This window comes from Bacillus sp. BS3(2021), assembly GCF_021043345.1.
Taxonomy (GTDB): domain Bacteria; phylum Bacillota; class Bacilli; order Bacillales; family Bacillaceae; genus Bacillus; species Bacillus paralicheniformis.
The window spans coordinates 123,554-143,814 of record NZ_JAJNDM010000005.1 but is presented as its reverse complement, the minus strand read 5'-3'; the positions used below and the strand labels follow the sequence as shown (position 1 = coordinate 143,814).

Sequence of the window (20,261 nt, the reverse complement as noted above, 5' to 3'; positions counted from 1 at the left end):
AAAAGAGAGGTGAGGCACACATGCGAATTTTACATACAGCGGACTGGCATTTAGGAAAAACGCTTGAAGGGAGAAGCCGCCTGAAAGAACAGGCGGACTTTCTTGAAGAGCTCACAAGGATCGTAAAAGATGAAAAGATCGACGCCGTTATCATGGCCGGAGACGCATTTGACACAGTGAATCCGCCTGCACTGGCTGAACAGCTTTTTTATGAAAGCCTCTCCGCCTTGTCTGACAAAGGAAACCGTCCGGTCGTCGTGATTGCCGGCAACCATGATAATCCGGACCGCCTTTCCGCGGCCTCTCCGTTAACGACAGACCATGGCATCCACTTGATCGGGTACCCGAAGACTGAGCCAGTTGATATAGAAGTCGCTTCTAGTGGGGAGATCCTGTCAGTCGCAGCGCTCGCCTATCCTTCCGAGTCCAGACTGAATGAAGTGCTGTCGGAAACATTTGACGAAAAACTGCTGCGCGACCAGTATGATGAGAAAATCAAGCAGACCTTCCAGCGTATGTGCGGCAAGGCGAGAAAGGATGCGGTGCAGATTGCGGCAAGCCATATTTATGTGGCGGGCGGCAGCCAGACGGATTCTGAGCGGCCGATCGAAGTCGGAGGCGCATATACGGTGGCTGCGGAAAGCCTGCCGGAAACCGCCGCCTATGTGGCGCTCGGGCATCTTCATCGCCCGCAGACGATCAAACGGGCCCGCACGCTTGCCAGATATTCAGGTTCACCGCTTGCTTACAGCTTCTCTGAAGCGGGATACGCAAAATCGGTCACCATTGTCGAAGCCGCACCCGGTCAAACGGCATCATGGGAAGAGGTCCATTTGACGAGTGGAAAACCGCTCGTTAAATGGAAGGCGGAAAAAGGGATGTCCCAAGTATACAGCTGGCTGGAGGAAGAGCGGGACAAAAACGCGTGGATCGACCTTGAAATCCATCTGACAGACCAGCTGTCGATTGAAGAAATTCACCGTTTGAGAAAAGCGCATCAAGGCATCATCCATATTCGTCCGGTTTTTGAGGAAGCCGCCTCGGATGAAGAGAAGATCCGGTCCAGAAACGTTCCGATTGAAGAACGGTTTATAGCGTTTTATGAAAGACAAACCGGTGGAGCGGTTCCCGATGAGGAAACCGTCAAACTGTTTCTGGAGCTCGCCGCAGGATCGGAACAGGAAGAGGGTGATGAAACATGAAGCCGATTTCTCTGTCTATTAAGGGGCTGCACAGTTTCAGGCAGGAGCAGGTGATCGATTTTGAGCGCCTGTGCGATGCCGGTGTATTCGGTATCTTCGGGCCGACCGGAAGCGGCAAGTCGTCGATTCTTGACGCGATGACTCTCGCTTTGTACGGGAAGGTGGAGCGGGCCGCCAATAATACGCACGGTATTTTGAATCATGCCGAAGATGAGCTTGCCGTATCGTTTACGTTTAAGCTGCAGACAGGCCATGAGACGGCTTATAAAGTGGAACGGGTCTTTAAGCGGACAGATGCCGTCAAGGTCAAAACATCGATCTGCCGCTTCATTGAAATGAAAGAGGAACAAATCGTTCTAGCCGATAAAGCGAATGAAGTGAACCGGAAAATCGAAGAGCTGTTGGGCTTGACGATCGACGATTTTACAAGGGCAGTCGTTCTGCCGCAAGGGAAATTCGCCGAATTTCTTTCCTTAAAAGGAGCGGAGCGGCGGCAGATGCTTCAGCGCCTGTTCAACCTCGAACAATACGGGGACAGGCTCGTCAAAAAACTGAAGAAACAGGCGCAAACAGCGCAGGCCAGAAAAAATGAGATGCTTGCCGAGCAGGCTGGATTGGGCGATGCGGGGGAAGAGGCGCTGAAACAGGCGGAACAGCATCTCGAAGAAGCTGAAAGCCTTTTGCAAAGCAAGAAGCGCGAACGAGACGCAGAAGCGCAGCGCTTTGCGGAGTATCAGGAGATTTGGAACCTGCAGCAGGAAAAAGAAAGCTATCTGAAAAAAGAGGCGGAGCTTTTAAAGAAACAGGAACAGATTCGGGAAAAAGAAAGCCGCCTGCACCTCGCCGAAACGGCAAATACGCTCAAGCCTTATGCAGACGCCTTGCTGGCAGCGCGGGAAGATGCCGAACGCGCACACCGGGAAGAAAAACAAGCGCGGGAACAATTAGAACAATATGAAGAGCTTCATAAAAAAACAGAGCGCGAGTACGAGGATTTCAGGCGTCTTAAAAATGAAAAGGAACCGGAGCTTCTCAAGCAAGAAGAACAGCTCACCGCTTTGAAGGAAATTGAAAACAAGCGGCTAGCCGCACAGGCCGAGGCCGAGAAGAAGCAGCGCGAACAGCGTTTGAAAGAAGAGGAAATCAAGCATGCGGCAGACGAGCTGGCCAAGGTGAAAAGTCTGCTTGAACGCGGGACAGCCAAGCAGAATCAACTGAAAGCGGAGCTGAAATCTGTCCAGGTATCTAGCGAAGAGCGTAAAAACTGCCGAAATGCCAATCAGCTTGCTTTTCACATTCAACAGCTTAACAACGATGCCGCTTTAGAAAAGGAACGGCTTGGTCAGCAGGAGACACTGATTAAAGAGCTCCAGCAAGAACAGCAAGCGGTGGATCAAAAGGTAAAAGCTGAAACCGAACGCATCGAGGCATTGTTTGCCGCTGTCGAACGAGCGTACGCGCTCGTTTGCGAAACAGACAGATCGCTCTCTGAGACCATCCGTGTGGCATCTCAAAAAAAAGAAGAGATTGCGGCAAAACGGGAACAGGCAAACCGTGATCAGCTGGCAATCGAACTGGCAAAGCAGCTCAAAGACGGAGAGCCTTGTCCGGTCTGCGGATCTGTACATCATGAAATGCCCGCCCGCGTCGGCATAGAAAGCCTGTCCTTTAAAGAGGCGGATTCCGAACTGGAGAAAACGGAAGCCATCATCGCTGAAGCCGGTGCGCTGGCTCAGGAGTTTCTCTCGGCTAAAGTGGCACTCGAACAGCAATCCGACCACCTGGTGAGCGAATGCCCGTTTTTAGTCAAGAGCAAACATGAACTGCCTGAAACCGCTGCATCGATAGAAGAAGGCACCATTCCCGAACGGTACAACCGCATCAGCTTTGAATGGAAAGGAATCAGACAGGATCTCGCAGAGACAAAAAGCAGGATGTCCAAGCTCCTTCACACATATAAAGAGCTCTGCAAGAATCGCGACCAAATCAGCGAGCGACTCAGCCATGAAGAAAAGGAGCGTAACAGGCTTCAAAACCGCGTCCGCGAATTAAATGACCAGTTAAATGAACGCCGAAAAAGCTTCGGCGAACAATTCGACGGCCTCTCTTATGAACAGGCTGAAAAATGGCAAAAAACGATTGAAGAAAAAGATCTGGCCGCAGAGGAATTCGAAAAGCGTATCGAAACGAGCGTCGGCTTTCTCACAAAACATGAACAGCAAAAAGAGAAGCTCACTGAGCGCTTGTTTGCGCTTGATAAAGAAAAGCTCGACCTCCGCTATGCAGTCGAAAGCCTTAATAAAGAAATAAACGATTATCAAAAAGAGCTGATGGGCTATCCCGATACAGCTGCGATCGACAAAAAGCTTCAAGACGTGAAAACGCAATTGGCCAAGCTGCATGAGCAGGAACAGACGCTTTACGGACGGCTCAAAGAGACCGAATCCGAAGTCAGCCGTTTAAGAGGACAGACAAAAGGGTGTGAGCTCGCTTTGCGTGAAGCGGAAGCAAGGCTTGCGAAAGCGTCGGACATCTGGCAGGAAAAATCCGGAGGTACACCGTTTGAAAAGGCCTCTGAAGTGAAAGCGAGCATTTTAGACCGCGATGATCTTGCCCGGCTGAAAGAAGACATTCAAATGCATTGGGATCAGACAAAACAGTGCGAGTCCAATATCAAGCGGATTACGGAAAAGCTTGATGGGAGATCGGTTTCTGAGGAGAGTTGGGAAAAAGCCGCCGTCACGAAGGACAAAGCTGAGGAGGCATTCAGCAAAGCCTTGGAAGAAAGGGGCGCGGCCGGCAAAGCTCTCGCCGTCATCCGCGAGAACCATAAAAGGTTTAAGGAACTTGAAGCATCATTGGCTGAATGGCAGACATACATCGACCGTCTTGATAAACTCCAAGCCGTCTTTAAAGGAAACAGCTTTGTTGAATACTTGGCAGAAGAGCAGCTTGAAAGCGTCACAAGAGACGCATCTGCAAGACTCGGCGAACTGACAAGACAGAGGTATGCGATTGAAGTCGACTCAGAAGGCGGCTTTGTGATGAGGGACGATGCCAACGGCGGAGTCAAGCGCCCTGTTACGAGTCTGTCAGGCGGGGAGACGTTTCTGACTTCACTGGCGCTTGCGCTTGCACTTTCGGCACAGATCCAGCTTCGCGGAGAGTATCCGCTCCAATTCTTCTTTTTGGACGAAGGGTTTGGCACGCTTGATCAGGATTTGCTGGATACGGTCGTGACCGCATTGGAGAAGCTTCAGTCTGACAATCTGTCGGTCGGTGTGATCAGCCACGTTCAGGAACTTCGGGCCAGGCTGCCGAAGAAGCTGATTGTCCATCCGGCTGAACCGAGCGGCAAAGGCACAGCTGTATCGCTTGAAATGATTTAACCTGGTAACCAAAAAGCAGCCTTCTTCTAGTGGAAGAGGCTGCTTTATGCATTTCCGACAACATTCTGGTCGCTTACATCCGGGTCTATATAATTTGTCGCGTTTATACCATTGTTGACGATAAGGAAATCTCCAGTATTACCAGCACCAGAACCGAGTGCAGACTTTGAAGAGCTTTTTGGAGATAGATAAAAAGAATCGCCGAAATTCACTACTCCTCCTGAGATTTCATTGATTTTAATGGGTCCGACAATGGCTGGCATGATTGATCGACATCCTTTATAGAAGTCTCTGAACCAGTATATGTCGGCCGGGCGGTTATTGTGAGTTCCTTGCAGGAGGAAGCTTTCTGATATGTTTGACTCTCGCCTCGGAAATCATGCGGCGCGTCGAACCAACCTGAAAAACTGAAGAAGAAGATACCCCGGCAATTTTTACAGCTCTGACTCGAATGACGGGAACCTCATGGAAAAAAGCTGATGAGACGCCGGTTTCCGGTAATAAATGTGGTATCGGCTGCTGAAAGAGAGGGAAATCTTCCTGATTAAATGAGCCTTCATTTCCGAAAAAAAGTGAAAGGTAGCGCTGAACAGCGAGAATTTTCACTTTAGGAATAATCTCTTCGACATCCCCGATTTGCAGCGTGCTGGTGATCCCTACTGAATGAACTTTCAAAAACTTTACTTTTGACGTTCTGATCATCTTGATTCCGGCGCCAGCGGGACAAACGGCCCGACAATGAGAGATTCAGGCGGTGTATCAAAAATTGATGACAGGGAAATGCATTCTGTATCTCCGATTAAAAAAACAGATGAGCTTGAAACCCCGGTAATGTTAATATTACCTACATCCAAACAGCGGTTCACAACGGTAAAATTCATGTGTTTTCATTTCCTTTCATTTCGTCAGGAATCGATTTGAGAAAGTGTTCGATTGCCCGTGCGATATCACGTTTCACATAATCGGCCAGCCGTTCTGCATGCTCGCGGGGCTGGATGTTTTCGTCAGGCTGCACATGTTTGACGTAATAGCGGATGCGGCTGTCGATTTGCTTTCTGATGTCTTCGATGATATGGTGGCGGTTTGTATCGTCCAGTTTACTGTCATACCGGTCTTCCAGCTGTTCCAGCAAACGAGGGGTTTCTTCGTTTAAGTAGGCATCGACGAGCTGTCTCGTTTGCTGCATCAGCTGGCCGTCGAGTTCCTGCTGCAGCATTCCGATACCCGGCGGCTGCTGGCTGATTTCAAAGTTTTCCACCTGGTCAGGATCTGTCGGATTAAGCCCGATGTTGAGCGTTCCTTCAAGACGCTCGATCTTCAGCTGGTCAAATTTGTATTCAATCCGGTCAATCCTTGTGCCGGGATTTTCTTTCAGGTTGTTCAATTCTGCCTGTAATACGGCCATTCGCCTTTCGAGATTTTCAATCAGAGCAGCCTGCTGCTGCACATAGCTGTACCAGTTTTGAGAATATGAGGGATTGTTTTGCTTCATAAGTGATCACACCCCCGTTTAGCCTGTTGTAACAGATGGAGCTATGAGAGGAACGAAAGTCGATGACGGCCCCTCCTCAAAAGCATCTTGGAAAACTTCGCCGCCGGCGACAGGCGGGGCTGCTTCCGTGTAGCTCCCTGTATTATAAAGGTTGGAAAGTGTTTTAATGGAGCCCGCGCTCCCGATCTGCAAGACGGAAGAGTTGCTGATGCCTTCGACTCTTAAATAGTTGATTTGAATCGATTGGTTGATATAAAAATTCATGCCCCCACCTCCTTACAGGTTGCCTGCGATCGGCTGATCAATCATATCGTTGTCATATGTGTTGGTGATGCTGTTCTGGTTATATACGCTTAGTCCGTCTCCGGTATTGAAACTGCCGGCGCCTGCGAATGTTTTAACTTCTGCATAAGGAGAAATCGTGATGCAGTCTCCGACATGAACAACGCCGCTCGTACCGACGGCATTTACTTTAAAAGCTCCGACAATAGCTGGCATGATGGCACACCCTTTAAATAATCAAACGTTTTTTATGGGCTATACACCATATCCTATGTTGCTTAGGCGCTTTTGTGATAAAAAAAGAGGTTTTTTCGTGAGTGCTAATCACATGCGGGTGAAACTCATCAGAGGGGAAAACGTATGAATAAAAAAACGGTGCGATAAGGGAAGGGGTAGGAGACATGTATTTTCAATGGAATTTGGTGTCAATCGCTACAGCCCTGCTGTTCTTTTCAGCAGCCTATGCAGTTGGAATAAAAAAACAAACTTGGATATTGCGGGGATTTCGCCGGGAAAGGGTAAGGGATCAGGATAAGCTGGCCAAAATCGCAGGGTATTTCTTTTTGAACAGCGGATTTTTGTTATTCTTGAACGGGTTTGTTTATATTCCGTATCAAGAGTCCTTTACACCTTCGGTCATTCTTGCCTACGGTGTGTGCACGGTGATTTATGTTCAAAAAACACTGGCCGAATAGCCAAAGCTGCGACCTGAAATCATTGGATGTGGAAACGGAGGAGAGGGAAGGCCGGGCATCAGGCGCAGCTTGCAGTCGGAGGTCATGACGTATGGCGGCCTTTTCTTTCTTCCGCATGTATCACGCAGTTCTCATCCTTTTGCATTCGTTGGTTCAGCAAGTTGTCCAATTCCTGACTGCATTGAATGGCCTCTTTGGAGTTGATGCCGAATTTTTCGGCAGCTTCAAATAAGGCCAGTCTTTTTGCTTCAATTTTATTGTTCATCATGGCAGTCTCCAACTTTCGATTTGTATTTTGAGTCGGTGATTTCAGGTATTCAGCAATGATGTTCCTTGATATTGCTAGTATACCTTATTTTGTGTTAAAGGGATTTTTTTCGCCAATATGACAAAAAATGTGACATTTTTTTTGAAGGAGAGCGCCCGTTTATAATCGGGAAAGCTCGAAAAGCAGAAACCGCTTCCTCTGTTCGATAAAATGGAAAATTTGTTTTTGCTCATCTTCGAGTCGGCTGTATGTGACGGTTGTATAAGGATCATATTCAAGAAAAGGCGCGATTGTCTCATGCCAGTCTCCCGCAAACCGCGAAAGCCGGCTGATTGTAAATTGGCGGTGCAAGACGTTTTTCATTAAATTGAAGTATTGGGACTGAAAAGCCGGGATGTCGAGCAGTCTCGCAGACAGTGTATTATAGCCTTTCGCCGGAATCCTGTTATGTTCCATTTCTTCCCCGTGAATATTCCGTCCCCATGTCGCGTCATAATCCCATGGAATAATTTGAAACGTTTTTGTGCGATCGTTTAAATAAAGCGCATAGTTATGGACGAAGCCGTCGAAGTTTTGGGTGCAGACGGCGCCGATGAGCCATAGCAAATATTGTTTGACATCGAGATAGCGTTTGATTTCCTTTTCAAATATGTCGTCTTTGGTGGTATTAATAAAGTAGATAAATTCCTGGAGGTAATCATCGTGGCGGCTTGACCCCGTTTTTCTTTCATATCCCTGCATGAGATTTTGCTTAGCCTTTTTATCGAAGGAGCTCAGCAGAGAAAAATTAGCATCGTCATCAACGGCATAATAAATGGCCCCCCTTTCTAAATTTCTCCTCTTTAAGAAATGATCGTCAACAGATTCGATTTTTAAATAGATGCCTTCTTTTTTTTCGTTGATATAAAGGAAAACGTGCGATGCTGCCGGCGCAAGAACGCCGATTTGTTCAAAAAAATGAAAGGATAGCCTGTTTCTGATGAAAGACGGGTCGTGATATTCGGCGTTCAAATGAAACGCAGCTTCTTCAGCCTTTTCTTTTCTGTCCGGATATTGAATGAAATAGGACTTCTTTGTCAGTTTGCGGGTATGGGCCCCTCTGTATGACACTGCGACAGGCGTCTTTGCTGAACCGGTCAAGAGCATGCCCGGAACGGCTTCATCACTCCAGACGTCTTTTTTCAACTCAAGCAGATGCTTCGGATGAATGTGCAGCCTGAAGGCCGGCAAGGCAGTGGCACTCATCATCATTTCCTCCTTTTTCAGCTGACATATCATATGTGAAAACAGCCAGTCCCGGAAGCGGACCGCCTAAGTTTGAACAAAAACAGTCATTTGCCTCAGTACACTTGTCTTTACGGTGCGTATGATAAATCAGGACATAAAAAAGGAAGAACAGGAGGTTACAAGATGAGTGGTGTCCATGATCATGACATTAAAGAGGCGGTAGATCAGCTGAAGAGCGAAGGCAGAGACCATTATTTAGACCGGGAACCCGAAGAATCCGCCGGCTCGGGAAAAGAGCGGCGTCCGCATAACATTTGGGATCTTTGGTGGGGGATCAAGCCGGACAGAAGCAAAAAACATCATAAAAGCAAAAAGCATGACGACCATGAAAAACCGGATAAAAGCAAGCACGACAAAAGCAAACCCGACAAAAGCAAGAAACCTGATGACTGCAAGAAACCCGACAAAAGCAAGAAACCTGATGACTGCAAAAAGCCTGACAAAAGCAAGAAACCTGACGACTGTAAAAAACCGGATAAAAGCAAAAAGCCTCACGATTGCAAAAAACGGGATAAATGCAGAAGTAAACGCCCCGATCATCATCGCTGCAAGAAGACTCACCATCATAAACGAGGCGGCTATGAAACCATTACAAAATGGTCTGACGGAAATCTGACCGAAGTCATCTACCGAAAAAAATAAGAGAAGCGGCTTACTGCATGGTGAGCCGCCATTTTCTTTTCCGGGAAGGAACGCCCGGGACTTTCGAAGCTGTTTGCAGAAAGCGAAAAGGAATTTTCGTTTTTTTAGAGAATATGTAGAATAGTTTTAAATCATACTGCGGGGGAATATTTATGAAGTTTGCGACAGCAAAGCTACACAGCCGTACATTTGTAGGGCTTGTCATGGATGAGAAGATAATGGATTTGCAAAAGGCGGAAAAAAAGCTGTTTGAGCTTGAAACGATACCTGAAACGCTTATCGAATGCGTAAGCGAGGGAGAGAAGTTTGTCCGCCATGTCGAACAGCTAGTGGAATGGTCAAAAAAGAAAAACAGCGAAGAGAGCGGTTCGTATATTTATCCGCTGTCAGACGTTGATTTGCTTGCGCCGATTCCCGAACCGCGGAAAAACGTGATCTGCATCGGAAAAAATTATCGGGATCATGCGATTGAAATGGGAAGTGAAGCAGATATTCCCGAACATATCATGGTGTTTACAAAAGCGCCGACTTCGGTTATCGGCCACATGGAAGGGATTGATGCCCACGAAGGCGTGACAGAGGCGCTCGATTATGAAGGCGAGCTCGCGGTTGTCATCGGCAAAACGGGAAAGAACATCCCGAAAGCTGAAGCCCTCGACTATGTGTTCGGCTATACGATCATCAATGATGTGACGGCGCGCGATCTGCAAAAGAGGCACAAGCAGTTTTTTATCGGCAAAAGCCTTGATACGACTTGCCCGATGGGGCCGTTTCTTGTACATAAATCAATGATTGAAGATGCAGGCGACTTGAGGGTTGAGACGAGAGTGAACGGCGAACTCCGCCAGTCGGGCAGCACAGAGGACATGATTTTTCCGATTGCGGACATGATCGAAACGCTGTCTAAAGGAATGACGCTTGAAGCGGGGGATATTATCGCAACCGGTACGCCGTCAGGAGTCGGCAAAGGCTTTAATCCGCCAAAGTTCCTCCGAAAAGGCGATCAAGTCGACATTACGATCGAACCGATCGGAACGCTTTCCAATCCAGTGAAATAAAAAACTTTTATGAAAATATGCGAGATTGCCAGGGGCTATTTTTCGAATCAACGGCAAGTACACAGCCTGTTTTCGACATGTGTTATGGCTGCTCGCAGATTGTTTATCAATAATGATTGATGTTTGGGAGGAAAGAAATTGTTCTTTAGAAAAATGACGGAAAAGGAAAAGAAAAGTACTGAAAAAGCGACAAAAGTAGGATTTGTTTTTTATATGATTGCTTTATCGGTAAGTTCGGCATATTCATTTTTTATAGAATCAGGATTTAATATTTCATTTTTGATTTTAATGGTTGGTTTAATCGTATTTTTTACCAGTGATTTCATATTCAATAAAATCACTGGCTAAAATGAAAGGGAAGACAGACAATCCGCTCAGCCGATCTGTAAAATGATTGCAAAGGACGGCATGTTTGAGACACTGGGTGAAATGTTATCCCTGCCTGATAAAGGAGGATCTCGAAGGAAGGTTCAGGCAGAGTTTTGGCTGAAACGCTTTCCAATCCAGTGAAATAAAGGATTGTCAAAAGATTGGCTTTAGCATATAATGAAGCTGTCAAACTTTTTAGAAATGAGGGATGTGTGATGAGAATGGATATTGTCTTTTTTGCCCAACAAACGATCATTGCACAGCCCATGTAATATTTCGACTGGTATTCTTCAAATGGATCTGGTGATATTTCCATGGGCTGTCGAAGCGGCTCATGGAGTGTTTATATGTTGAGAGAGCCGTGTATTTGCGGCTCTTTTTTTGTTTGAAAAATCATCAGATCTTTAGGAGGAAACCACATTGAATTTATCTGCATTAGGCATCAAATATATCATGGAAGCTTTAAAGGACGAGGAAGGTCTGATTTTAGGGAGGATCGCCCTTGAGCATAAAAGGTTGTACCGGGTATGGACGGAAGAGGGAGAATGGCTGGCCGAAATCTCAGGCAGGCTGAGGTTTGAAGCGGAGAGCCGCGGAGACTACCCCGCTGTCGGCGATTGGGTGTATATGCGCCCACGCGGTGGCGAAAAGAAAGGGATGATCACGGAGGTCGTTCCCCGGTTCAGCAAATTTTCGCGCAAAGCGGCGGGGGAGCCGGCAGAGGAACAGATCACCGCAGCAAACGTCAACACGATCTTTCTCGTCAATGCGCTCGGTCTGGATTTTAATGTAAGAAGAATCGAACGCTATTTGCTGCTGGCTTGGGAAAGCGGAGCCAATCCCGTCATTGTCTTGAGCAAAGCCGACATCGCTGACCGGATTGAAGAAAAGGTGCGCCAGGCGGAATCCGTGGCATTCGGGGTGCCGATTCATGTCATCAGCGCTCATGAAGGCAATGGGATGGATGAGTTGAAAGCGTATGTGAAACAAGGAGAAACCGTCGCCCTTTTAGGGTCGTCAGGCGTTGGCAAATCAACGATCATCAACTTTTTTCTGAATGAAGACAGGCAGGCGGTCCAGTCCGTCCGTGAAGATGACGACAAAGGGCGGCATACGACGACACACAGGGAAATGTTCTTGCTGCCTGAAGGCGGACTTTTAATCGATACGCCGGGGATGCGGGCCTTGGAGCTTTGGGAATCGGAAGAAGGATTCAGACAGAGCTTCAGCGATATTGACCAGCTTGCAAAAAACTGCCGATTTTCAGACTGCATGCATCAAACAGAACCCGGCTGCTCCGTGCAGGAGGCGCTGGCTGACGGCAGACTCGATGCCGGCCGGTTCCAAAGCTACCTGAAATTAAAAAAAGAGCTCGAATACCTCGAAAGAAAAACGGATAAACGGGCGGCGCAGCAGGAAAAAAAGCGGTGGAAACAGATAACGAAAAGCATGAAAAAGAACAAACGCAAATAAATGAAAAAGGCGCTGATGAATGATCTCAGCGTCTTTTTTGCTGCGGAAATGACAGCGTTCACATTGTTTTGTTTAATGGACCGGTTCATGATAAGATAAGAACGATACCTGATTTGATAGGGGGAAAAATGAATATGACGCATATGCATATCACGTCTTGGGTGATCGCGCTCATTTTAGTGTTCGTTGCTTACGGACTTTACTCATCTGGAAACAGCAAAGGCGCAAAAATTACACATATGATTCTCCGCTTATTCTATATTATCGTTATCATTACCGGGGCGCAGCTCTTTTTAAAGTTCACGGCATGGAACGGAGAATACATAGCGAAGGCCTTGCTCGGCCTCATCACCATCGGATTCATGGAAATGCTTTTAATTCGCAGGAAAAACGGAAAAGCGGCCACCGGGATCTGGATCGGCTTTATTGTCGTTCTGCTCTTGACGGTTGTGCTTGGGCTCCGTCTTCCACTCGGCTTTAAAGTGTTTTAATTAAAAGACATCGGTTCTTTATGAGAACTGGTGTCTTTTTATGTCGGCGGCTTGAAGGTTGAAATCATCACGATTCGTTCCCCGTCTGAAGCGGTCCATTCGAATCTGTCCTTCCATTCCTCTTTTCGTTCGTAATGATGCTGCAGGGCGCATTGTTTCATATCATGAGAAAATTGATAAAACGAAACGCCCTTCACATCCTTTTTCCCGGGCCAAAAGCTCAAGCCGTTATAGGCGAAGACGCAGTCAAAGACGGAAAAGCCGAGGCTGTTCAGCTGATCCAAAAAAGAATAGAACTGTCCGTCTTCCAGATCGTTCAAAAATTCGAGAAATGCCTGTTTTACCGTTTTCAGATAACGGATCGATTCTCCGCCTGTCAGCTTCACGGTCTCCGGCTTTTCCGTGACGGCAAATTGATCAAACAGTTCGGCTTTTTGCCATTCTCCGTCTATGCTGATGAAAACTCCGGGACTGTTCAGGCTTTCAACCAAAAATAAATCTCCTTCTTCGTTTTCAATCAGGCAAATCCCGTCTTCCATTAAAATTTTGCCGTAAATCCATTTGCGCTTTTCGGCGTAAATTCGTTTTTGGCGTTCGGTGTCCATGGGCGGTCTCCTTTCTTATTTCGTTTTTTCCAAAACGGGCTTGTCTCATACAAGACTCTGTTGGACAATTCAACTATTATTTTAAGGTGCATAAAATAGGTAAAGTGACAAAGGAAGTGAAGCCTAAAGCAGAGGAAGAACATTAGAATTGGAGCTGATCGACAATGTGTGGAATAACGGGGTGGGTCGATTTTAAAAAGCCGCTTGTTCAGGAGCAGTCTGTCATGGAGAAAATGACTGATACGCTTTCGAACAGAGGACCTGATGATACGAATATTTGGGGAAAGCGCCATGTTTTATTCGGACATAAACGCTTGGCAGTTGTGGATCTGGAAGGCGGCAGACAGCCGATGACCCGCACACACCAAGGGTACGATTATACGATTTGCTATAACGGCGAACTCTATAATACGGAGGATTTGCGGAAAGAGCTTAGGCAGCGGGGGCATCAATTCAAGAGCCACTCAGATACAGAGGTTTTGCTTCATTCATACATGGAATGGAAAGAGGAATGCATCGACAGGCTGAACGGAATTTTTGCATTTTCGGTATGGGATGAAAAGCGCGATCTTCTTTTTGCGGCACGCGACAGGCTCGGCGTTAAACCATTCTTTTACACCGAACAGGGCTCATCATTTCTGTTCGGATCTGAAATCAAAGCGATTCTCGCTCACCCTGAAGTGAAAGCAAAGGTCGACCGTTCAGGGCTGGCCGAAATTTTCGGCCTCGGGCCGTCGCGATCGCCGGGGAGCGGTGTTTTTAAAGGAATAAAAGAGATCCGCCCGGGGCATGCGATGATTTTCTCAAAAGACGGTTTAACGGTTTGGCGCTACTGGAATGTGAAAAGCGAGAAGCATACCGACAGCTTTGACGAAACGGTGAAAAATGTGCGGTCGCTGTTTCAGGACGCCGTCACAAGGCAGCTTGTGTCTGATGTGCCGGTTTGCACGTTTTTATCAGGAGGGGTTGATTCGAGCGCCATTACCGCAACGGCCGCCAAGCATTTTGAGGAAGAAGGGAAGGGGCCGCTTCATACGTTTTCGATCGATTATGAAGACAATGAACAATATTTTACGTCAAGTTCATTTCAGCCAAACGCCGACGGACCGTGGATTAAAAAAATGTCCGATGCATTCGCAACGGTTCACCACAACTGCGTGATATCCCAGGAGGAGCTGGCCGCTTATTTGGAAGAAGCCGTACTGGTCCGTGATTTGCCGGGGATGGCTGATGTCGATTCTTCTTTGCTGTGGTTTTGCCGCGAGATTAAAAAGGACTTTGTCGTGAGTCTTTCCGGGGAATGCGCGGACGAAATTTTCGGCGGCTACCCTTGGTTCCATTCGGCAGAAGATGTGAAAGGTTTCCCATGGATGAGATCAATGGAAGAACGGATCGCACTTCTGCAGGACGGCTGGCAGAAAAAACTGAACCTCGGCGAATATGTGAAGGCGAAATACGAGGAAACGGTTAAAGAAACACCGCTGCTTGAAGGAGAAACGGGTGCGGAGAAACGAAGGAGAGAGCTGTTTTACTTAAATATGCTCTGGTTTATGACAACGCTCTTGGATCGAAAAGACAGAATGAGCATGGGGGCGAGCCTCGAAGTCAGGGTTCCGTTTGCGGACCACAGGCTTGTCGAGTATGTCTGGAATATTCCGTGGGATGTCAAAATGCATGGCAGCCGTGAAAAAGGCATCTTCCGCAAGGCTCTTGAAGGCATTTTGCCTGATGAAGTGCTGTATCGCAAAAAAAGTCCATATCCGAAAACGCACCACCCCGCTTATACGAAAGCCGTCATTCGTTGGCTGGAGTCATTGCTGGAGCAAAAAGACTCGGCGCTTTATGTTTTCTTAGACAAGAAAAAACTGGAGCGGCTGATTGAGACGGAGGGCGCATCATTTCAAGTTCCCTGGTACGGACAATTGATGAAGGGACCGCAGTTGATCGCACACCTTGCCCAAATCCATACTTGGTTTGAGAATTATCGAATTGATATTGAGGAATAACATAAAACACCCGGCATAAGCCGGGTGTTCTGCGTTTTGGCAAAAGAAACGGCGGCGTTATTTGAACACCGCCGCTGATTTCAATGATCGGCAGACTGGATGGATGAGAGTCAAACCTGTTCTGTTTTGGAAGACGGTCCCGGCTTTAAATTGTTGAGCCGTGAGACAAGATCCGTTCCGAAAGCGGAGCTGACGTCAACATCGCCCTGTTCGATGTAGCTTTCTTTATACTCGTACGCCGAAGAACCGTGTTCGGCATAATCGAGTCCGGATATTTCCTCTTCTTTTGATACCCGGATCGGAGTGAAAGCTTTCATTACTGCAGTGACAGCCGATGTAGCAGCGAGGGTCCAGGCTGCGATCGCCAAAATGCCGACGGCTTGAATGCCGAGCTGTGCGGCTCCTCCTCCGTAAAAGAGACCGCTCGATGTATTGAAAAGCCCGACTGCAAGCGTCCCCCAAACACCGCAAACACCGTGAACGGCAATGGCGCCGACGGGATCGTCAAGCTTCAGCACCTGATCGATAAACTGAACGCCGACAACTAAAATGACACCTGCGATGCATCCGATTAATATCGCGCCTGTAAATGAAACGCCGTCCGCGCCCGCGGTAATTCCGACAAGGCCGCCAAGCGCGCCGTTCAGCGTCAGGGAAGGGTCGATCCTGCCGTAGCGGAAATAAGTGAACAGCGCCGAGCTGACGACTCCGCCCGACGCGGCTAAAAGGGTTGTGGTGATGACATGCGGGACGGCGGCGGGATCAGCCGCAAGCGTGCTTCCGCCGTTGAACCCAAACCAGCCGAACCACAGGATAAAGACGCCGAGTGCGCCCAGCGGAATGCTGTGTCCTGGAATGGCATTGACCTTTCCGTTTGCATATTTTCCAATCCGCGGCCCGAGAAAGATGACAGCCGCAACCGCGCCCGCAGCACCTGTCATGTGAACGATCGCAGATCCGGCAAAATCAACAAATCCGAGGTCATACAGCCAGCCTTCCCCCCAAGTCCAATGGCCGACAACCGGGTAGATGAGACCGGTCATAAACAGCGTCAAAATCATATAGCTGCCAAGCTTCATCCGTTCAGCGACAGCGCCGGAAATAATGGTCGCGCACGTAGCGGCAAACACGGCCTGAAAGACGAAAAATCCGACATCCTGATCACCTGCTAAAGCAAAACCGCTTGTGCCGATGAACCCGCCGGCGCTGTCCCCGAACATCAACGCGTATCCGGCGAAGAAATAAAGGATGGAGCCGATAGAGACCGTCAGAAAGTTTTTCATTAAAATGTTTAACGTGTTTTTAGCTCTCGTAAAGCCAGATTCAACCATCGCGAAACCGGCGTGCATAAAAAAGACGAGCAGAGTGCCGATGGCCACCCATGTCATGTTGACCGAATCATTGACCGATTGCGCCGTCGGTTCGGCGGCCAGAGCTGATGCTGCGAGGAAAAAACTGAGGAACAGGACGAAAGATACCTTGGTTTTCATAAGAATCATCCTTTCTTAAAGTATCGGCAAAAAGAGGCGGGATGGAGCCGGTCGTTTTACACAATCGCTTCTTTTCCGGATTCCCCTGTCCGGATTCGAACCGCATTTTCAATCGGGAGCACAAAGATTTTTCCGTCGCCAACCGTATTTGTCGAACATGTGCTTTCGATGATTTGGATAATTTCATCAACGCTCTCCGATTCAATCACCATTTCGACTTTCACTTTAGGCAGCAGCTTGATTTCGTAGGAGGTGCCGCGAAACAAAGCCTGTTTCCCGCGCTGTTGCCCGCAGCCGGCAACCTCTGAGACCGTTAATCCGTTTATGCCAACCTCTTCAAGCTTTTTGCGGAGGCGGGGAAACTGTTCAGGGCGTATAATCGTTTCGATTTTTTTCACAATGTAAATCCTCCTTTTAGTGTAAGGTTTTATTACGTGTATTGTTATGTTTATTATCATACGTAATATCAAATTGAAAATCAATACGAATTTTCAAAAAAATTAATCTATTAGACCTATTATCAGAGAGGTCTGTATTCACAGAATGAAATTATTGTGATATTTTATGACATAAAAAAACCTGCTTTCAGTTGAAAGCAGGTTATGCCGCAAAGCCTTTTTGTAGCCACATTTTAGATCTCCATCTTCTGTACATCAAAATTCCCCTGACCCACTCGTCGGCGATGAAGGAAAACCATATTCCCGCCAGGCCGAATCCGAGCTGAATGCCGAAAATATAAGCGATCGGAAGGCCGATTCCCCACATTGAGACAATCGCCATATAAACCGGATATTTCGCGTCTCCAGCAGCTCTGAGAGAATTAATGATGACCACGTTAAACGAGCGGCCCGGCTCCAGGATAATCGTCAAAAGGATCAGTATACTGGCCGTTGCGATAATATCGGGATTGCTGCTGAAAATGCCGATCAGCTGTTTGGAAAACACAGCGAAGAGAACGGAAGTAAATGTTGTAATGGCCAGAGCCCACGAGAGGCTCTTCAGACAGCGGCTGTACGCTTCATCAAATTGTTTCGCGCCGATATGGCGTCCGATTAAGATTTGCGTTCCCTGGCTGATCGCTGTGCCGAAAAGCATGATGAACATCATCAAATTTTGGGTATAGACCTTTGTTGTCAGCGCCTGCGCGCCCATCAGCGTGATAAAATAGGTGACAATCATCTGTGACGCGTTATACGAAAGCTGCTCCCCTGCTGAAGGTATCCCGATTTTCAGCAGTTTTTTCAGATGGCTTTTCTTTAAGACAAACAGCCGTTTGGACAACAATGGCATGCCGACGCGCTTTTTGACGATCAGAGCGATCGCGAACAGGCCGATGATGCGCGCGATGGAAGTGGACATTGCTACGCCGGCCACGCCTAAAACCGGAAAGCCGAACGGCCCGAATATGACAAGATAGTTGCCGGCGATGTTCAGGATATTCATGCCGATGGTTACCACCATTGTGTCCTTTGTATGCCCGTAGCTTTTCAAAATGGCGCTGAACGTCATAATGAGCGCTTGAATAAAGGACAGTCCGCCGACGATCTGTAGAAAGATGCCGGCCTCGGCCAGCAGGTTGGCGGACAGGCCCATCATCAATAAAAGCGGTTTGGCAAATATATAAATCACTGCGCTGATGAATAGACTGATGATAAAATTGGCGCTGATGGAAACATAGCCGACTTCCATCGCTTCGGCTTTTTGCCGCGCTCCTAAAAATTGAGAAATAATAACGGTTGTTCCTGTGGCGATAAAACCGAACATCACAATGATCAAGTTCAGCATTTGGTTGCTGACGCCGACGGCTGCCACGCTCTCATCGGAATATTGGCTGAGCATCAGGGTATCTGCGTTGCCCATTAACATATATAATGAAACCTCGATAAATATAGGCCAGGTCAATGCGAATAAAGAGAGGTTTTGAGGTGCTGTTTTTTTCATGGCGTTTGACCCCTTTCTTTTAAAAAATCCGTTTTATAGTGTAACGCCATTTTCTTATAATAAGAAGAGACGAAACCGATACTTCTTGGAGAAATACGACTTGATGAAAAGGGGAGAGAACATGGAACATATCATCTTTACAATTCCGCCGCTCCCTGTGTTGATTACCGGCGGAGAAGGACTGTTCAAAAAAGGGGAAAAGCATGTGAGGCGTGAATATTCCGTGTTTGATCTCTTATATGTAATACAGGGGGAACTATTTTTGACTGAGGACGGCGACCCCCATCAGATCCGGGAAGGGGAATATATCATCCTTGTACCGGGGCTTGAGCATTATGGACACCAAGGCTGTCAAGACGATACCCGCTATTTTTGGCTGCACTTTCAGGAGCCGTCTTATGGCTTTGCACAGCAGGGAGGTGAGAACTGGACCGAGCTCAAGCTGAAGAAGGGGACGTTTGAAACGCCGACATTATATCATTTAAAGATTCCGAGAAAGGGAAAGATCGACCAAAAAGCGTTTATTGAACAGCAGTTTAGACGTTTGATTGACGATTCTGCCCAAAATTCCGACCTGCCTCTTCGGAAGCAGCTCTTGTTCGAAGAGCTGCTGATTCACCTGCAGAAGGAGGCGTTCCACATTCCTTCGGCGAGTGAGCGTGTGGCATCTGAAGCGCAGCATTACATCGACCGCCACTATAAGGAGAAGCTCAGCATGGAGCAGCTCTCGGCTGCCCTTCACTATCACCAGGACTACATTACCCGCTGCATGCAAAAGGCGTTCGGCATCACACCGGGCCAATACGCCAATAAGGCGAAGGTTTTTGAAGCGAAGCGGCTCCTTTCTTCGACAAACGACAAAATGTCATCGATTGCCGAACAAGTCGGAATCGATGATCCGACTTATTTCTCAAAGCTGTTTAAACAAATAGAAGGGATTTCGCCTGTTGAATACAGAAAGATGATGAAGAGAAATATTGAGTGATATTTTCAAAGCATAGGAGGAGAAAAGTTTGGCATCCATCAATGGTGAAAAAGTAAAGCTGCGCACGATCACAATGGATGACCTGCCCGGATTATGGAGAATGATTTACGGAACCCGAAACCCTGAATGGAAAAAATGGGATGCCCCTTATTTTCCGCTTCAGCCCGAACCGTTTCAATATTTTCTCGACTCTTTTGTGCCGGCTTTAAAAGAAAAACCGCCGCGCTATTTGGCGATTGAGATCGAAGGAGAGCTGAAAGGAACCGTTTCTTACTATTGGGAGTGCCGGCCGACACGCTGGCTGGAATGCGGGATCGGCATCTATGATCCGCGGTTCTGGAACGGAGGTTACGGCACGGAAGCCGTAGAATTATGGGTCGGCTTCCTATTTGAAAACGTCGATGTGCCGAGAATCGGAATGACGACGTGGTCCGGCAACAGGCGGATGATGAGGTGCGCCGAAAAAGCGGGGTTTAAGATGGAAGGCCGGATTCGCAAAGTCAGATATTATGACGGAGTCTATTATGATTCAATCAGATACGGAATATTGCGGGAGGAGTGGGAGCTGATTTGCGGCGGTAGCTGA

23 protein-coding genes are annotated in these 20,261 nt (G+C 47.7%); 11 read left to right on the top strand and 12 right to left on the bottom strand.

The window, feature by feature from the left end; genetic code table 11:
- The first annotated feature begins 20 nt into the window (after positions 1-20).
- Positions 21-1,202 carry an exonuclease subunit SbcD gene (gene sbcD / locus LQ247_RS12800; protein ID WP_231006132.1) on the top strand — a complete coding sequence of 394 codons (1,182 nt, stop codon included), beginning with the start codon at positions 21-23 and terminating at the stop codon, positions 1,200-1,202.
- The gene (gene sbcC / locus LQ247_RS12795; protein WP_231006131.1) at positions 1,199-4,591 is read left to right on the top strand and encodes an exonuclease subunit SbcC; all 3,393 of its coding nucleotides are present in this window, start codon (positions 1,199-1,201) and stop codon (positions 4,589-4,591) included. Before sbcD ends, sbcC begins: the two co-directional genes overlap by 4 nt.
- 44 nt (positions 4,592-4,635) lie before the next feature.
- On the opposite strand, the gene LQ247_RS12790 is transcribed toward sbcC, so the two are convergent.
- The 6 genes from LQ247_RS12790 to LQ247_RS12765 are packed head-to-tail and all read right to left on the bottom strand — an operon-like array spanning position 4,636 to position 6,581.
- Positions 4,636-4,854, bottom strand: a complete 219-nt coding sequence (locus tag LQ247_RS12790) for a spore germination protein (protein WP_016885923.1) — start codon at positions 4,852-4,854, stop codon at positions 4,636-4,638.
- Positions 4,855-4,909: 55 nt separating this feature from the next.
- Positions 4,910-5,293 (bottom strand): spore germination protein GerPE, encoded by a 384-nt coding sequence (locus LQ247_RS12785; protein WP_105979079.1) that lies wholly within the window; start codon positions 5,291-5,293, stop codon positions 4,910-4,912.
- On the bottom strand, positions 5,290-5,472 hold the full coding sequence (locus LQ247_RS12780; protein ID WP_105979078.1) for a spore gernimation protein GerPD: 183 nt from the start codon (positions 5,470-5,472) through the stop codon (positions 5,290-5,292). Before LQ247_RS12780 ends, LQ247_RS12785 begins: the two co-directional genes overlap by 4 nt.
- Positions 5,469-6,083: a spore germination protein GerPC gene (locus LQ247_RS12775; protein WP_145929678.1), complete on the bottom strand. Its 615-nt coding sequence runs from the start codon at positions 6,081-6,083 to the stop codon at positions 5,469-5,471. The genes LQ247_RS12780 and LQ247_RS12775 overlap by 4 nt, the downstream gene beginning before the upstream one ends.
- A gap of 18 nt (positions 6,084-6,101) precedes the next feature.
- Positions 6,102-6,347, bottom strand: a complete 246-nt coding sequence (locus tag LQ247_RS12770) for a spore germination protein GerPB (protein ID WP_224066913.1) — start codon at positions 6,345-6,347, stop codon at positions 6,102-6,104.
- A gap of 12 nt (positions 6,348-6,359) precedes the next feature.
- Entirely contained in the window at positions 6,360-6,581 is a 222-nt protein-coding gene (locus LQ247_RS12765) for a spore germination protein (RefSeq protein ID WP_020450874.1), read from the bottom strand.
- Between the two features lie 185 nt (positions 6,582-6,766).
- Here LQ247_RS12765 and LQ247_RS12760 point away from each other — a divergent pair, with 185 nt between their 5' ends.
- A complete protein-coding gene (locus LQ247_RS12760; RefSeq protein WP_224066914.1) occupies positions 6,767-7,060 on the top strand; it encodes a DUF3784 domain-containing protein in 294 nt (97 codons plus the stop codon).
- An 82-nt stretch (positions 7,061-7,142) separates the two neighbouring features.
- On the opposite strand, the gene LQ247_RS12755 is transcribed toward LQ247_RS12760, so the two are convergent.
- Both LQ247_RS12755 and LQ247_RS12750 read right to left on the bottom strand, forming a co-directional pair.
- A complete protein-coding gene (locus LQ247_RS12755; protein ID WP_020450876.1) occupies positions 7,143-7,325 on the bottom strand; it encodes an aspartyl-phosphate phosphatase Spo0E family protein in 183 nt (60 codons plus the stop codon).
- A gap of 162 nt (positions 7,326-7,487) precedes the next feature.
- Positions 7,488-8,573, bottom strand: a complete 1,086-nt coding sequence (locus LQ247_RS12750) for a CotH kinase family protein (RefSeq protein ID WP_231006130.1) — start codon at positions 8,571-8,573, stop codon at positions 7,488-7,490.
- Between the two features lie 165 nt (positions 8,574-8,738).
- Here LQ247_RS12750 and cotG point away from each other — a divergent pair, with 165 nt between their 5' ends.
- From cotG to LQ247_RS12725, 5 genes are all read left to right on the top strand, one after another.
- Positions 8,739-9,257: a spore coat protein CotG gene (gene cotG / locus LQ247_RS12745; RefSeq protein WP_231006129.1), complete on the top strand. Its 519-nt coding sequence runs from the start codon at positions 8,739-8,741 to the stop codon at positions 9,255-9,257.
- Positions 9,258-9,409: 152 nt separating this feature from the next.
- A complete protein-coding gene (locus tag LQ247_RS12740; RefSeq protein ID WP_020450879.1) occupies positions 9,410-10,315 on the top strand; it encodes a fumarylacetoacetate hydrolase family protein in 906 nt (301 codons plus the stop codon).
- A 138-nt stretch (positions 10,316-10,453) separates the two neighbouring features.
- Positions 10,454-10,663 (top strand): hypothetical protein, encoded by a 210-nt coding sequence (locus tag LQ247_RS12735; protein WP_023856615.1) that lies wholly within the window; start codon positions 10,454-10,456, stop codon positions 10,661-10,663.
- Positions 10,664-11,104: 441 nt separating this feature from the next.
- A complete protein-coding gene (gene rsgA, locus LQ247_RS12730; protein WP_026579925.1) occupies positions 11,105-12,157 on the top strand; it encodes a ribosome small subunit-dependent GTPase A in 1,053 nt (350 codons plus the stop codon).
- A gap of 134 nt (positions 12,158-12,291) precedes the next feature.
- The gene (locus tag LQ247_RS12725) at positions 12,292-12,648 is read left to right on the top strand and encodes a YisL family protein (protein ID WP_011197750.1); all 357 of its coding nucleotides are present in this window, start codon (positions 12,292-12,294) and stop codon (positions 12,646-12,648) included.
- Between the two features lie 38 nt (positions 12,649-12,686).
- Here the strand turns inward: LQ247_RS12725 and LQ247_RS12720 are convergent, their stop codons facing one another.
- Positions 12,687-13,253 carry a DUF2777 domain-containing protein gene (locus tag LQ247_RS12720; protein WP_020450883.1) on the bottom strand — a complete coding sequence of 189 codons (567 nt, stop codon included), beginning with the start codon at positions 13,251-13,253 and terminating at the stop codon, positions 12,687-12,689.
- 164 nt (positions 13,254-13,417) lie between these two features.
- Between LQ247_RS12720 and asnB the strand changes: the two genes are divergently transcribed.
- The gene (asnB, locus tag LQ247_RS12715) at positions 13,418-15,259 is read left to right on the top strand and encodes an asparagine synthase (glutamine-hydrolyzing) (RefSeq protein ID WP_035339007.1); all 1,842 of its coding nucleotides are present in this window, start codon (positions 13,418-13,420) and stop codon (positions 15,257-15,259) included.
- Between the two features lie 110 nt (positions 15,260-15,369).
- Here the strand turns inward: asnB and LQ247_RS12710 are convergent, their stop codons facing one another.
- The 3 genes from LQ247_RS12710 to LQ247_RS12700 all read right to left on the bottom strand — a co-directional run bounded on the left by LQ247_RS12710 (position 15,370) and on the right by LQ247_RS12700 (position 18,690).
- A complete protein-coding gene (locus LQ247_RS12710; RefSeq protein WP_020450885.1) occupies positions 15,370-16,749 on the bottom strand; it encodes an ammonium transporter in 1,380 nt (459 codons plus the stop codon).
- 56 nt (positions 16,750-16,805) lie between these two features.
- Complete coding sequence (locus tag LQ247_RS12705) at positions 16,806-17,147, bottom strand: P-II family nitrogen regulator (protein ID WP_020450886.1); 342 nt, start codon at positions 17,145-17,147, stop codon at positions 16,806-16,808.
- A gap of 202 nt (positions 17,148-17,349) precedes the next feature.
- The gene (locus LQ247_RS12700; protein ID WP_231006128.1) at positions 17,350-18,690 is read right to left on the bottom strand and encodes an MATE family efflux transporter; all 1,341 of its coding nucleotides are present in this window, start codon (positions 18,688-18,690) and stop codon (positions 17,350-17,352) included.
- 121 nt (positions 18,691-18,811) lie between these two features.
- Between LQ247_RS12700 and LQ247_RS12695 the strand changes: the two genes are divergently transcribed.
- Together LQ247_RS12695 and LQ247_RS12690 are read left to right on the top strand one after the other, a co-directional pair.
- The gene (locus LQ247_RS12695) at positions 18,812-19,675 is read left to right on the top strand and encodes a helix-turn-helix transcriptional regulator (RefSeq protein WP_023856620.1); all 864 of its coding nucleotides are present in this window, start codon (positions 18,812-18,814) and stop codon (positions 19,673-19,675) included.
- 28 nt (positions 19,676-19,703) lie between these two features.
- Positions 19,704-20,261, top strand: coding sequence for a GNAT family N-acetyltransferase (locus tag LQ247_RS12690; protein ID WP_020450889.1), 558 nt, complete (start codon positions 19,704-19,706; stop codon positions 20,259-20,261).

What these genes read in the sequence shown, in the direction of transcription:
- sbcD (WP_231006132.1), top strand. Translation starts at nt 21, where the DNA reads ATGCGAATTTTACATACAGCGGACTGGCATTTAGGAAAAACGCTTGAA.
- sbcC (WP_231006131.1), top strand. Translation starts at nt 1,199, where the DNA reads ATGAAGCCGATTTCTCTGTCTATTAAGGGGCTGCACAGTTTCAGGCAG.
- LQ247_RS12790 (WP_016885923.1), bottom strand. Translation starts at nt 4,854, where the DNA reads ATGCCAGCCATTGTCGGACCCATTAAAATCAATGAAATCTCAGGAGGA.
- LQ247_RS12785 (WP_105979079.1), bottom strand. Translation starts at nt 5,293, where the DNA reads ATGATCAGAACGTCAAAAGTAAAGTTTTTGAAAGTTCATTCAGTAGGG.
- LQ247_RS12780 (WP_105979078.1), bottom strand. Translation starts at nt 5,472, where the DNA reads ATGAATTTTACCGTTGTGAACCGCTGTTTGGATGTAGGTAATATTAAC.
- LQ247_RS12775 (WP_145929678.1), bottom strand. Translation starts at nt 6,083, where the DNA reads ATGAAGCAAAACAATCCCTCATATTCTCAAAACTGGTACAGCTATGTG.
- LQ247_RS12770 (WP_224066913.1), bottom strand. Translation starts at nt 6,347, where the DNA reads ATGAATTTTTATATCAACCAATCGATTCAAATCAACTATTTAAGAGTC.
- LQ247_RS12765 (WP_020450874.1), bottom strand. Translation starts at nt 6,581, where the DNA reads ATGCCAGCTATTGTCGGAGCTTTTAAAGTAAATGCCGTCGGTACGAGC.
- LQ247_RS12760 (WP_224066914.1), top strand. Translation starts at nt 6,767, where the DNA reads ATGTATTTTCAATGGAATTTGGTGTCAATCGCTACAGCCCTGCTGTTC.
- LQ247_RS12755 (WP_020450876.1), bottom strand. Translation starts at nt 7,325, where the DNA reads ATGAACAATAAAATTGAAGCAAAAAGACTGGCCTTATTTGAAGCTGCC.
- LQ247_RS12750 (WP_231006130.1), bottom strand. Translation starts at nt 8,573, where the DNA reads ATGAGTGCCACTGCCTTGCCGGCCTTCAGGCTGCACATTCATCCGAAG.
- cotG (WP_231006129.1), top strand. Translation starts at nt 8,739, where the DNA reads ATGAGTGGTGTCCATGATCATGACATTAAAGAGGCGGTAGATCAGCTG.
- LQ247_RS12740 (WP_020450879.1), top strand. Translation starts at nt 9,410, where the DNA reads ATGAAGTTTGCGACAGCAAAGCTACACAGCCGTACATTTGTAGGGCTT.
- LQ247_RS12725 (WP_011197750.1), top strand. Translation starts at nt 12,292, where the DNA reads ATGACGCATATGCATATCACGTCTTGGGTGATCGCGCTCATTTTAGTG.
- LQ247_RS12720 (WP_020450883.1), bottom strand. Translation starts at nt 13,253, where the DNA reads ATGGACACCGAACGCCAAAAACGAATTTACGCCGAAAAGCGCAAATGG.
- asnB (WP_035339007.1), top strand. Translation starts at nt 13,418, where the DNA reads ATGTGTGGAATAACGGGGTGGGTCGATTTTAAAAAGCCGCTTGTTCAG.
- LQ247_RS12710 (WP_020450885.1), bottom strand. Translation starts at nt 16,749, where the DNA reads ATGAAAACCAAGGTATCTTTCGTCCTGTTCCTCAGTTTTTTCCTCGCA.
- LQ247_RS12700 (WP_231006128.1), bottom strand. Translation starts at nt 18,690, where the DNA reads ATGAAAAAAACAGCACCTCAAAACCTCTCTTTATTCGCATTGACCTGG.
- LQ247_RS12695 (WP_023856620.1), top strand. Translation starts at nt 18,812, where the DNA reads ATGGAACATATCATCTTTACAATTCCGCCGCTCCCTGTGTTGATTACC.